Consider the following 12,563-nt stretch of genomic DNA (forward strand, 5'->3'; position numbering starts at 1 on the left):
GGTGTTCGTTCAGTCCCGGTGTTGCACGATGTTGACGACGTTGCCGTCCGGCGCCCTGACGAGGAATCGGCGAACACCCCACTCTTCGGTCGTAATGGGGTGCACGATTTCGTAGCCGAGTCTGCGGGCCTCTTCGTAGGCGCCGTCGACGTCGTCAGCGTGGACGGAGATGACCGAGTCCTCGGCCGCCGTCGCGTCGTGCGTGACGAGCTGTACGTGCGCACCGGTGTCGGGTGAGGTGTAGCGAGCGACCCACCCCATGTTGAACTCTTCGGTACTCAGACCGAGATAGTCGGAGTAGAAACTCCTGGCGGTTCCGACATCGGCGACCTTGAGATTGGCGGTGATGCGTCGTGCACGCATGCGGTTCTCCTACCTTCGGCAACAGATGTGCTCGATGATCGTCCGAATGCGGAGTTGTGTCGACCGTGTAGTCCGAAGATGCTTTCCTACTGGCTGATTCGGTTGGTCACTGCGGATCGAACGAACTCACAGTTCCCCACCGTGAGAAGGGAAGGACGATCAGTTGAACCTTGCCGATCACATTGTCGATCGGCACTGTTCCACTGTGTTCGTCTTCGAGATGGAATCGTGAATCCTTCGAATGGGCGCGGTTGTCGCCCATCACCCACAGGTTCCCGTCGGGAACGGTGACCGGACCGAAATACTTTCCTTGGCAGGGGATGCCGTTGCCGGGAATGCGATCGTCGATGTATGGCTCCGTCAGCGGTTTGCCGTTCACTCTGAGCCCCTCGTCCTCGGACAGGCACTGTACGGTTTGGCCTCCAACCGCGACTACCCGCTTGACGAGGTCGTTTTCGTCCGGTGGGACCAATCCGACGATGGACCCAAGTCCCTGAAGCGCGCGAATCACCGAGTTGTCGGAGCGAATGGATCGATACTCGTCGTTCCAGGATTCGGGTCCCTTGAACACGACCACGTCCCCAGGTTGTGGATCCCCGAATCGATAACTGATCCGGTCGACGAGGATCTTGTCTCCGGTGCAGCCGGTACATCCGTGAAGCGTCGGTTCCATGGACTCCGACGGGATCAGAAAAATACGTCCGACGAAGTTCTGAATGACAACACTCAGCACGAGTGCGACCACAACGAGGATCAGAATCTCACGCCACAGTGGGCGTTTTCTCGGGCGATCGGCCACAGTCGATTCAGTTGATTCAGTCGAGTCTTCGTGGGCGTCGGATTCCGTCACACTCCCGACAATAGATGGCGCAACCGGTCGTCGGCCCGATACGAATGTTCTCGATTCGTGGGTCTACCTCTCGGCGGTCTTGCTTCAGAATTGGATCACATCACCCGCGAAGATCAGGTGGGGATCGGCGATCCAGGTATTCCTGGCCCAAACATCCTGCCAACGAATCCCTTTCGCAGAAGCAAGGTTGAACAACGTATCGCCCGCGGAAACTGTCACCGTGTCGCCCGCTGAACCTGCCGACGAGGGAGCCGAGGTGGTCGAATCAGGGGTGGTGCCGCCCCAGCTGAGGTAGGCGCCGCAGACCGGCCACGCACCGATGCCCTGAGCTGAGAGGGTTGCCTCCGCAGCCGCGACTTGATCGGATTTCGACGCCAGGTCGGCCCGGGCCGGCGCGCCTGCCGGTTTGTATGCGTCCCACGTCGACTGCGTGAACTGGAGCCCTCCGTAGAAGCCGTTGCCGGTGTTGATGTTCCAGTCTCCGGAACTCTCGCACATGGCAACTTGCGACCAATCGTGCGCACTGGCAACGCCCGTGGTAACGATGGTGCAGGCAAGCGCGAGAGCGCCTGCTCCTGCGGCTGTCGTGACGGATCGTTTGGCGCGAGAACGATTGTTCTTCCGGTGAATTCCCATGGTTCTTTCCTTTGATCGGTCTGAAGGGACAGCGATCTCGGCTCGGCGTGGCGCTGCAGTGGTTTGCGGCATATCGCGGCACTCGAAATCGTCAGTGCTGAAATGTGATTGAGGTGGGCCGGGCGCTCGTCGCCAGATCGTGGTTCCGAGGTATGACCAGATTGGCGGCGCGGCACGCTTGCCGACAACGGCTCAATTACCCGGTGGCGTACCTGTTTGTAGGCCGAGGAAAAACGTCGGTGTACTCGGTGCTGAGCGGAAAACAGGTAGACGAACAGGCCATTCGACCCGTGCGCTGACGAGCACCGACCGGCATGCTGAAGCAACACCGAAACAGGATCTCTTCGAGATTCAAGCTTGCGGCACGCCGGCGCCTCCTGTTGATCTATAGGCGCACCCTTTTGAGGGAGATGTGTCGCACCCCAGGGCCGCAGTCTGCGCCCGGGGATGAGCCCTCCTGTGGAATCCAGAGCAGTGGATACCGCAGGAGGGCATTCTCTCGAACTTCGATTGACCGCACGAAAACCGGACGTTTGGGGGACAATCATCTGGGGCGATCACCTGGGGCGAGAAGTCGAGGAGATATACATGTCCGAGGCCAAATCCGAAAGCGCCGAGTCTCTCGCTGGAACGACACCGCCGGCAAAGACACCGCCGGCAAAGACACCGCCGACGGAGCCGTCGAAACAATCGGTGCTCAGGCGGTACTACCCGGCTGCTGTGCCTGTCATCCTCGGCTTGATCATCTATTTCATGCCTGTTCCGGACGGTGTGGATCCCAAGGGTATGCACATGCTCGGAATCTTCGTCGGCACCATCGTGGCGTTGATCTTGCAGCCCCTGCCGACGGGTTCGGTGGCGCTGGTCGGTCTGTCGATCGCCATGATCACCCAGACCGAGACGCCGAGCGAAGCGCTGTCCGGGTTCAGCAACACGACGATCTGGCTGATCGTCGCGTCGTTCTTCATCGCCGAAGGCTTTCTGGTCACCGGACTCGGCAAACGTGTCGCGCTCATGTTCGTGACCAAGCTCGGCAAGTCGAGCCTCGGTTTGTCGTACGGAATGGCGTTGACGGACTTGATACTTGCTCCGGCTACGCCGTCGAACACCGCCCGAGCTGGTGGCGTCGTCTATCCGATCATTGTCTCGCTGAGCAAGTTGGAGGACTCCAATCCTGAGCCCGAGGACTCTCGCAAGAAACTCGGAGCGTATCTGCTGCTCACCTCGTTGCAAGTCAACGTTGTCACCTCGGCGATGTTCATCACCGCCATGGCGGGTAATCCCGTGGCCGTCGATGCGGCGGCCAAGATCGGCATCGACATCTCGTGGGGCAAATGGGCGCTGGCAGCCTCGGTTCCGGGGATTGCGAGTCTTATCGCGATTCCGTGGGTGATGTCGAAGATCTTCCCGCCCACGATGTTGAAGACACCGAAGGCGCCCGAGCAAGCGCGGGAGGAACTCCGCAAGGCAGGCCCGATCAGTCGCAATGAGAAGATCATGGCTGCCACCTTCGTTCTGCTGCTGGTGCTCTGGTGCCTCGGATCGCAACTCAACGTCAATGCCACTACAACAGCCTTCGTCGGGATCGGCATCCTGTTGGTGACCAAGGTGCTGACGTGGAACAACCTCGTCCACGACACCGGGGCGTGGCAGACGCTCGTGTTCTTCGCCGTTCTGGTCGGCATGGCGAGCCATCTCGAAGAACTCGGCGTGATCTCGTGGATCGGAACGCAGGTCTCTTCGAGCGTCGACGGATTGCCGTGGATCTGGGCCTTTGCGATCCTGACGCTGGTCTACTTCTACGCGCACTATCTGTTCGCGTCGAATACCGCGCAGATCGTCGCGATGTACGCGGTATTCCTCGGCGCGGCAGTGGCAACCGGTGCACCGCCACTGTTCTCGGCCTTGGTGTTCGGCTTCATCGGCAGCTTGTTCGGCGGAATCTCGCACTACGCTTCCGGCCCGGCCGGAGTGATTTACGGATCCGGATACATCAAGACTTCGGAATGGTTCCGAATCGGGTTCGTGATGAGCGTCGTGATCATCCTGATCTGGACGATCATCGGCGGCGCGTGGATGAAGCTGATCGGCGCGTGGTGACGGTCAGTTGTCCTTGCGCCGCAATCCGAATCGCATCGATTCCTTGTTGACAGCGGCAATCGCGGTCAAAGGTATCTCCGCGGGGCACACATCGGCACACTCACCGTAGGTCGAGCACGGCCCGAAATCGGCCTCCATCTGGTGCGACATCGCTCGGGCCCGCTTGCCACGTTCGTTGCGTCCCTGTGTGACGAGGGACAGATGGGTCAGTTTGGAACCGGTGAAGAGGTGCGCGGCACCGTTGGGGCAGGCTGCCACGCAGGCGCCGCAGCCGATGCACGCGGCGAAGTCCAGCGCCGCTTCGGCACTTTGATGCGAGAGCGGCTGACTGTCCGCGTCCGGCGCGGTTCCTGCATTGACCGAAACGTATCCACCGGCTTCGAGCACCCGGTCGAGCGCCGAACGATCGACGACGAGGTCTCGGACCACTGGAAAGGCTGCGGAGCGGAACGGCTCCAGTTTGATTCGGTCACCGTCGGAGAAGCTTCGTAGGTGCTGACGGCACGTGGGAGTGTTCGCAACCGGCCCATGGGGAACGTCGTCGACCGTGATGCCACAAGATCCGCAGATCCCTTCTCGGCAGTCGGAATCGAAGGCGATAGGTTCGTTGCCACTCTCCACGAGTTGGTCGTTGAGTCGGTCGAGGAGCTCCAGCAGCGACATCTCCACTGTCGCGTCGTCCACCTGGTAGGTGTCGAACGTTCCGGACGATTCGGGTCCGGACTGGCGCCATACGTCCACGGTGATTTTCATACGTAGTTCCTCGTCTGCAGTGGAACAGCGGTGAAGGACAACGGCTCGTCGTGTCGAATGTGTCTGCCGTCCTTGGCGGTTTCCCACGCCGAAACGAAGCACCAGTCCTGATCGTTGCGTTGTGCTTCGCCGTCTGGAGTCTGATGTTCGGCCCGAAAATGCGCTCCACAGGACTCGTCACGATCGAGAGCGTCGACGCACATCAGTTCGGCGAGCTCGAGGAAATCGGCTACCCTGCCGGCCCTTTCCAACTCCTGGTTGAACTGGTTTCCGCTGCCGGCAACTCGTAGATTCGACCAGAAATCGCCTCGTAGTGCTCGGATTTCGGCGATCGCCTTCGTCAAGCCCTCGGCCGTTCGGGTGACGCCGCATCCCACGTAAAGGATCTCGCCCAGTTGACGATGGAACCTGTCGGGGCCCTGTGTTCCGCCGACCGAGAGCAGCAGGTCCACCCGACCGCTCACGTCACTGAGCGTCGACGTCACTGCGGGATCGGAAAGTTCGAGAGGTGCTGATCCGAGCAGCGGCGCAAGATAATTCGGAATCGCGTACGGAAGGGTGAACCATCCGTCGACGCAGGCCGAGAGCAGCGAATTGGCGCCGAGGCGGTTGGCGCCGTGATATCCCCACCCGGCCTCGCCGCCGACGAACAGGCCAGGTATGGAGGTCATCTGGTCGTAGTCGTTCCAGAGTCCGCCCATGGTGAAGTGGGCTCCAGGGGCGATACGCATCGGCACGGTGTACGGGTCCTCGCTGGTGGCGTCGCGATACATCGAGAACAGATTTCCGTACCGCTCCTCGATGGTCTTGCGGCCGAGCCGTGCCAACGCGTCGCGAAAATCCAGGTACACACTGTTTTTCAGCGGGCCGACGCCGTGACCGGAGTCGATTTGCTCGCGGGCGGCCCGTGAAGAGACGTCGCGGGGAGAGAGGTTCCCGAATGCCGGATACTTGCGCTCGAGGTAGTAGTCGCGTTCATTTTCGGGAATGTCGCCGGGCTCACGATCGTCTCCGGGCTTGGCCGGTACCCAGATCCGACCGTCGTTGCGTAGGGATTCGCTCATCAGAATGGTTTTCGACTGCCACTCGGAGTTGACGGGAAGTGCCGTCGGATGGAATTGGATGAACGAGGGCGAAGCCATCAGGGCACCGCGTCGGTGCGCCCGCCACGCGGCCGTGGCGTTGGAGTTCTTGGCAAGAGTGGACTTGTGGAACACGGTGCCGTAGCCACCGGAGGCCAGTACGACGGCATGGCCTGTGGTGGCACCGATCTCGCCGGTCACGAGATCGCGTGTGACTATCCCTTGTGCTCGGCCGTCCGAAACGATGAGATCGAGCATCTCGGTTCGGGTGTGGAGGTTGACCGTTCCGGCTGCGATCTGACGCTGCAGTGCCTGCGACGACGCTATCTGCAACTGCTGGCCCGTTTGCCCGCGCGTGTAGTACGTGCGCGAAACCTGAACGCCGCCGAAGGATCGGGTGGCCAGAGTGCCGCCGTACTCGCGAGCAAACGGTGCCCCGATGGCATTCATGTGATCGATGACGCGTACGGATTCTTCGGCGAGACGGAAACAGTCGGCCTCGCGACCCCGGAAATCGCCGCCCTTCACCGTGTCCTTCACGAAGCGGGCAAGGCTGTCATTGTCCACCTTTCGAGCGCGAGCGGCGTTGATGCCGCCCTGCGCGGCGACGCTGTGTGCACGGCGTGGCGCATCGTGGAAGGTGAAGGACTCGACGTGATAACCCAGTTCGCCGAGGGAGGCGGCGCAGGCCGCGCCCGCGAGTCCGGTACCGACGACGATGACCGTGAACTTGCGCCGGTTGAGTGGGCTGACAAGCTTGTAGTCGAGCTTGCGAGTGGGCCAGGCGGTCTGTGGATCGCCGGCCGGGACCTTACCGTCCACCGGCGCCCCGATGGTGCGCAGATCGTCGAGTTCGAAGCTGTTCACTTATGACGCTCCTGTCTTCGAGATGACACCGGTCATCACTGCGATGGGGATCGACATGTTTCCGACCATCACGACGAGCGCAAAGATTCCGGAGAGTGCAACGGCAATCTGTCGCAGCCGTTGACCGGTCACGCCGAGATCGTTGACCGCACTCCAAAGTCCGTGCGCGAGGTGCATTGCCAGCAGGGCCATCGCGACGATGTAGAACACCGCCACCAGTGGACGCTCGAAGCTGGCGATCAGATTGTCGTATGCGTAACTCTGTGTGCGCGTGGCCGCTTCGTACTCGCTGCTGCCGATGGGTCGGGTTCCGGTCGTGAGGTCGAGTATGTGGAAGATGACGAAAAGCAGCAGCACTGCTCCGGTGACGGGCATCGTGCGCGCTGTAAAAGACTTGATTCCCAAGCCTTTACGTCGAAATTTCCCTCGCGCTCGGCGTCCGCGGACGGTCAGCAGCCAGGCGCACCAGACGTGTGCGACCAATGACGCTAGCAAGACGATACGAAGAATCCACAGAAGTCCCTCGTAGGGCAGGAAGGGTTCGAACACCGTTCGAAGCCAGTGTGCGTAGTCGTCGAAGTGATCGGCACCGGTGTAGACCTTCAGGTTTCCGATCATGTGGACGAGCACGAAAGCGGAGAAGATCAGTCCCGTCACGGCCATCAGAATTTTGCACGTGATGTTGGACGGCCGCGGTCGAGCTCGGAGTGAATCGCCGGTAGCTCGCGATACACGGGTCGGTGCACTCACAGACAAACCTCCCACGCCAGACTTGCCGGACAGGTGCCGTCAGCCTAAGCCCGATCGAGGTTTTCGGCCAACGGATCGGTGCCCGACTTGTCTGTTATTGCAGGTGGATGGGAGTGTAGGGGTGCTCATTACCCGAAAGTAAGGAACTCGTGAACGATGTTTGACTCGACGTGGCGACGGTGGTCATGGCGCGCCGGAACGGCATCGGCCCTGGCAGTGGCCTTGTTTGCGGTGGGGTCGCCGGCTGGTGCGCAGGAGACCGTCGACCTGGCCGACGTGTTCAACCCGTTGGTCGTGAAGGCACTCCAAGGCGCTGATATTTCCACCGAATTGACTCCACTCGGGCTCGCGTCCGACGATCCGTGGTTCGACGAGCCCGAAATCGAGCCGGGTACCGCCCCTGGCACTCTTCTCAAAGCGCGTCCGGTCAGTGTGCAGGTCTACCAGGTCCGTCCGGACGTGGTCTCGGCTCACCAGCTCATGTACACAACCACCGATCACTTCGGTCGGCAGGTGATCAGCACCGGAATTCTGATGATTCCCGAGGACGGAACCGCGCCAGGTGATCGCAAGGTCATCGGATACGCCGAGGCGAACGACAGCCTGGGCGCGAACTGCGCGCCCAGTCATCAGTGGACCGGTGGCAACCAGAGCGACCCTGCGATGTTCTCGGCGCTCGGCCCGGTGGCAGAGATGTTCGGTCACGGCTGGGCAGTGATGATGAGCGACGTCGGCAACGACGGAGACACTTCACCCCATCCGTTCTCGATCGGACAGTTCTCGGGCAAGGCAACGCTCGACGGTGTGCGGGCAGCACTTGCGCTTCCTGAGGCCGGCCTCGAATCAAATACACCTGTGGGCATCTACGGGGTCGCCGGAGGCGGTGTCGCGGCGGGGTTTGCCGCGGAACAGGCGCATGACTACGCGCCGGAATTGAACGTCCAGGCCAGCGCCATCCAAGCGATGATGATCGACCCGGCAACGTTCGAGGAGACGGCTGCCGGTGGGATCGGTTCGGGATTCGTCTTCTCGAGCATTCTCGGATTCGACGCGGGCTACCCCGACATCCGGCTCGACGATCACCTCACTCCGATCGGTCACAACGTGGCCGCAGCCTTCCGCGCGTCCTGTCAGGCGCTGTATCTCGGACTTCCGTTTGTTCCCTTCGACGTCCTGCTCACCAACCCGGCGCCCCGAACGATCCCGGCACTGGCCGAGGCGTATGCGGACAACACGTTGGGAAAGCAGGCGCCGGCTTCCAAGCTTCTGATCTCCTCCTGTGAAGACGATTTCCTCGTCCCCTTCAGTGAGGCAGAACAGTTGGCACAGACGTATCGAGCCGACGGCGGTGACGTGGACCTGATCCCGTCGCAGTGCGGGCCGCTCGACTACGTGACGAATCTGTACAAGACCGTGACCGATCAGTTGGGCATGCAGGACATCGCCTGGCTGGCAAAGACGTTCGACGAAGCCGAGGGACGATGAGCATACGGAAGTCTCTGACGCGCAGGGATTTTGCGCGCACGGTTCTCGTCGCCTCGGCAGGTGTCGGCGGAGCGGTCGTACTCGGCGGCCGGGCGTCCGCGGGCACCGGTGGCCTCGACAGCTACCTCGACCTGGAGGCAGTGAACGCAAACGCCGAAGCCGCGGGTGGTCTGCATCCGTCACTCCCGTCGGATTCCGCAACTCTGCGGTCTTTGGTGGATACCGCCCGAGCCTCGCGAGTGAATCCGCACCGCTATCAGACCCTGCTCAAGCAGTACTGGCTTGCAGTCGGAACTGAATCCGCAGGAATCGATCTCGCTTCGTGGACACCGTTCGACGGAGTGCACGCGAATCTCGGAAACCTCACCAACACTTTCCAGTTCTACGAGCGACTCCAGCTCGAGCATCAAGAACTGCAGTGGGCAGGCATGGGAGGAATGGTCGGGCCCGCTTTCGCCGGTGGACTCCTCGACTTGGACTACGGGCGGGTTGTGCTGGAAGTCCAAGCGATCAGCGAGGCGATGGCACTGGTGTGGCGAGAGATCGACCGCGTCGGGTCGCCGGTTGCATCGTCGATGGGAGCACCCGAGGACATTGCGGCGCTTCTCCAGGTCGGCCACGAGATTCGCCCCGAGGACGTGATGTGGTTCCAGGGCAAGGTGATTGCGATGAGCAAACACATCTTCTCGGATCTGATTCCCATGCACATGGCGTGGGTTCATGACGGTGTCGACGGCATCGCCGAACTCGATCGCGCGGGGCTGCTCGACGAGAACGCCCGCATCGCGTGGAACAACATTGCTTCGGGGACACCGGAGGCGGTCTTCGACGGCAATGTGCGTCTGCTGCGACGCGAGCAGTACCAGTCGGTGGGTGATCAGTGGGACGAGGCGAAGGCCTACCGCGGCAGCGTCGGTCGCTCGTTGACCTACCTGACCACCTTCGCCGCATCACCGTCGATGCCTGGCGTCGTGCCGCCACGCGAGTCGAACCCGCTTTCGTTCGCGGTGGGCAATGCCGTTGTGAAAACGCCACTTCCGGACTTCAACTGGGCAGACCGTGACGGTCGGTGGACCTACATCAACGATCAGCTACTCCCGGTCTACAACAACCTGATGAAGAATCAGCCGGTGCTGTGGCGATCGACGCTGGCGGCGCCAGTCTCCGTTCGGATAACCGAGCAGCGAATGATCGCTCGCTTGCCGGACATGTTGCGGTCCATGCTGTCGACTCTGGCGATCACCGTGAACTGACCTCGATGGCGGGGCTCTCGGGAGCCCCGCCACCGTCCGTGAAATCGTCGGTCAGGCCTGGCTCAGCTCCGATTGCATGCGCGCGGAGTCCTTGCCGACAGTGCGGGTAGCCAGGTAGATGAATACCGCGGTGAGTGCCAACATGATCGGCACGAGATACATGGCCGAGTTCAACCCGTCGCCGGCATACTGAGCCAACTTCCCGGTACCGGCGTCGGCAAGCGCACGCTTGGCGAACCAGTCCGAGATCGCTCCAACGGCAACCGGTCCGGAGAATCCGCCGAGAAGGTACATGGCAGCGAAGAACAACGCCGTCGCAGTGCCGCGGAGCCTGGGAACCACGACGTCGTGAATGGCAGGGTAGACGCTGATGTAGAAGCCGTAGGCCAGAAGCCACCCGGCCGAGAACAAGAGCGTGAACATCACGACGTTCCCGCCGTGTTGCAACAGTGCCAGCGCCGTCAAAGGTGCCGCCAATGCCGAGGTTCCGACACCGATCATCAAACGCGCCCGCGGTGAGCGAGCGCTGGCCTTGTCGGCGTAGCGAGCGCCGAGAAGCAATCCGATCAGGCCCGTGATTCCGACGATGATGCCGGTGACCGAAGCCGCGGCAGTCAGTTTCAGGTGGTACTGACGCATCAGAAGCGGGACGACAAACGAATTCACTGCGTAGGCAGCGAAGTTGAAGGTCAGTCCGGCAAGGATGAGCCACCGAAGCGTGGGAATTGCGAGCAGACGACGAATCGGCCGGGTGATCGGTGCCTGTGAAACAGCGGCAGCGCGAGCCTCCGGACTTTCGGAACCACCACGAACCGGATCGGCCATGCGATAGAGGACAACTGCCAGAAGGACACCGGGAATCGCGGCGAGGAAGAACGGGGCGCGCCAGCTGTCGAAGGCCTCGGCGATCTTGCCGACCGTGAAGTACGCGAGCATGAGGCCGATCGGCAAACCGAGCATGAAGACACCGAGAGCACGTGAGCGGCGCTCCGCCGGGTAGATATCACCGATCATCGAGTTGGCGGCGGGTGTGAAGGTCGCTTCGCCTACACCGACACCCAAGCGCGCGAGGATGAACAGCACGTAGCTGCCGGCAGCACCGGTTGCCGCTGTCAGCCCGCTCCACACCAGCAGGCCGATGCCGATGATCTTGGGGCGATTCTTCGTGTCGGCCAACCGGCCGAGCGGCAGCCCGGCGATTGCGTAGACGAGGGTGAAGGCAGAGGTGATCAGCCCCAATTGCAAGTCGCTGAGCGAAAACTCGTTCTTGATCGGCTCGGCGACGACCGAGGGGATCGCCCGGTCGAAGAAGTTGAGCATGTTCGCGAGAAACAGTGCGACGAGTGTGCCGCCCAGAAGTTTGTCACGCGTTCCGACCGGGGCGCCGTCGACGGACGGTAGCAGCGGAGCGTCTCGTTGAATTGACATGGTTGTTCAACCCTTTTCGCGAGTGCTGAATGAATTGTGCTGGGGGAGAAGCTCAGGACAGAGCGTCGGCGACGGCGTTGCCGATCGCCTGCATTCCGGCTGCAGTGGGATGCAGCGGAACCGCCGGCTGGGTTGGGATGATTCCGGTGTAGTAGGCAGTGGCGGGGTCCGTGCAGATGTCATGTCCGGCAGTGGCTTCGGTGACGTCGATGTACTCGATACCGTGGCTCGCCGCGGTGGCGGCCATCACCGTGTTGCCGTAGTCGATGACACTCTGGAGATAGTCCGCATCGCGCGGCCAGAACGGCTGGGTGCCGGGGCATCCACCGTTGGCGATGTACGTCCCGTATCCGATCACGACGATGCGTGCCGAGGGTGCCCGGTCGCGAACTACTTTGATCATGGAACTCCAACCTGCGGAGGCATTTTCGATCATCTGTCGCTGTTGATCGATGCCACCGGTAGTGAACTTGTCACGGCAGGACGTTCCGGTGGGTTCGGGGAGTGGATTGACGCAGCTCAGAACTGTCGGAAACAACGAGATGTCGTTGGCACCGATGGTGATGGTGACGAGGTCGGTATCAGGCCCCAATGCTGTTGCCTGCGGTGATACTTGACCGGAGAACGTCGATTGTGCGGTGTCCGTGACGTTGGCGGATCGCGCCGACGAGCAGGTCATATCCGTGAGTTGAGCGCCGAGTTCTCGCGCCACCACGGACGGGTAGTTGTCGAGTGATCGTAGACAGCCCGGTGACGACGAGTCCTGCGCGGTGACCAGAGGGCCGGCCGCCGCGGAATCGCCGAGTGCGACGTACTGGATAGGACTGACCGGTGTTTCGGCGCTTGACACGCCGGTCCCGAGAGCCGCGATCGAACCGGCAGTCACGACGCCTGTCAGAATGGCTGCGCTGCGCGTCTTCCACGTCACTCGGGGCTCCTATTGGTTGAAGGTGAGACTTCCAGTCATGCCACTGATTGTGAATTCGTGAGTGGCGT

General features: G+C 61.6%; 11 protein-coding genes. 3 read left to right on the top strand and 8 right to left on the bottom strand.

Annotation, left to right across the window (positions count from 1 at the left end; all coding sequences use genetic code 11):
• Window positions 1–9: 9 nt before the first annotated feature.
• The 3 genes from ACWF6P_RS05185 to ACWF6P_RS05195 all read right to left on the bottom strand — a co-directional run bounded on the left by ACWF6P_RS05185 (window position 10) and on the right by ACWF6P_RS05195 (window position 1,849).
• Window positions 10–363 carry a VOC family protein gene (locus ACWF6P_RS05185; RefSeq protein WP_378541914.1) on the bottom strand — a complete coding sequence of 118 codons (354 nt, stop codon included), beginning with the start codon at window positions 361–363 and terminating at the stop codon, window positions 10–12.
• Between the two features lie 106 nt (window positions 364–469).
• The gene (gene lepB, locus ACWF6P_RS05190; protein ID WP_378530797.1) at window positions 470–1,213 is read right to left on the bottom strand and encodes a signal peptidase I; all 744 of its coding nucleotides are present in this window, start codon (window positions 1,211–1,213) and stop codon (window positions 470–472) included.
• Between the two features lie 84 nt (window positions 1,214–1,297).
• On the bottom strand, window positions 1,298–1,849 hold the full coding sequence (locus ACWF6P_RS05195; RefSeq protein WP_452620246.1) for a LysM peptidoglycan-binding domain-containing protein: 552 nt from the start codon (window positions 1,847–1,849) through the stop codon (window positions 1,298–1,300).
• Between the two features lie 588 nt (window positions 1,850–2,437).
• Here ACWF6P_RS05195 and ACWF6P_RS05200 point away from each other — a divergent pair.
• A complete protein-coding gene (locus ACWF6P_RS05200; RefSeq protein WP_452620247.1) occupies window positions 2,438–3,949 on the top strand; it encodes an anion permease in 1,512 nt (503 codons plus the stop codon).
• A gap of 3 nt (window positions 3,950–3,952) precedes the next feature.
• Here the strand turns inward: ACWF6P_RS05200 and ACWF6P_RS05205 are convergent, their stop codons facing one another.
• The 3 genes from ACWF6P_RS05205 to ACWF6P_RS05215 are packed head-to-tail and all read right to left on the bottom strand — an operon-like array spanning window position 3,953 to window position 7,401.
• Window positions 3,953–4,702, bottom strand: a complete 750-nt coding sequence (locus ACWF6P_RS05205; RefSeq protein WP_452620248.1) for a succinate dehydrogenase/fumarate reductase iron-sulfur subunit — start codon at window positions 4,700–4,702, stop codon at window positions 3,953–3,955.
• Window positions 4,699–6,651, bottom strand: coding sequence for a fumarate reductase/succinate dehydrogenase flavoprotein subunit (locus ACWF6P_RS05210; protein WP_452620249.1), 1,953 nt, complete (start codon window positions 6,649–6,651; stop codon window positions 4,699–4,701). The genes ACWF6P_RS05205 and ACWF6P_RS05210 overlap by 4 nt, the downstream gene beginning before the upstream one ends.
• A complete protein-coding gene (locus tag ACWF6P_RS05215; protein ID WP_378530807.1) occupies window positions 6,652–7,401 on the bottom strand; it encodes a succinate dehydrogenase cytochrome b subunit in 750 nt (249 codons plus the stop codon). It abuts the gene before it with no gap.
• 156 nt (window positions 7,402–7,557) lie between these two features.
• Here ACWF6P_RS05215 and ACWF6P_RS05220 point away from each other — a divergent pair, with 156 nt between their 5' ends.
• Window positions 7,558–8,886: a lipase family protein gene (locus ACWF6P_RS05220; RefSeq protein ID WP_452620250.1), complete on the top strand. Its 1,329-nt coding sequence runs from the start codon at window positions 7,558–7,560 to the stop codon at window positions 8,884–8,886.
• Entirely contained in the window at window positions 8,883–10,139 is a 1,257-nt protein-coding gene (locus tag ACWF6P_RS05225) for a Tat pathway signal protein (protein ID WP_452620251.1), read from the top strand. The genes ACWF6P_RS05220 and ACWF6P_RS05225 overlap by 4 nt, the downstream gene beginning before the upstream one ends.
• A gap of 51 nt (window positions 10,140–10,190) precedes the next feature.
• Here the strand turns inward: ACWF6P_RS05225 and ACWF6P_RS05230 are convergent, their stop codons facing one another.
• Window positions 10,191–11,567 (bottom strand): spinster family MFS transporter, encoded by a 1,377-nt coding sequence (locus tag ACWF6P_RS05230; protein WP_452620252.1) that lies wholly within the window; start codon window positions 11,565–11,567, stop codon window positions 10,191–10,193.
• Between the two features lie 52 nt (window positions 11,568–11,619).
• Window positions 11,620–12,495, bottom strand: a complete 876-nt coding sequence (locus ACWF6P_RS05235; RefSeq protein WP_452620253.1) for an SGNH/GDSL hydrolase family protein — start codon at window positions 12,493–12,495, stop codon at window positions 11,620–11,622.
• Window positions 12,496–12,563 lie beyond the last annotated feature (68 nt).

It is taken from the genome of Rhodococcus sp. NPDC055024 (genome assembly GCF_053608585.1).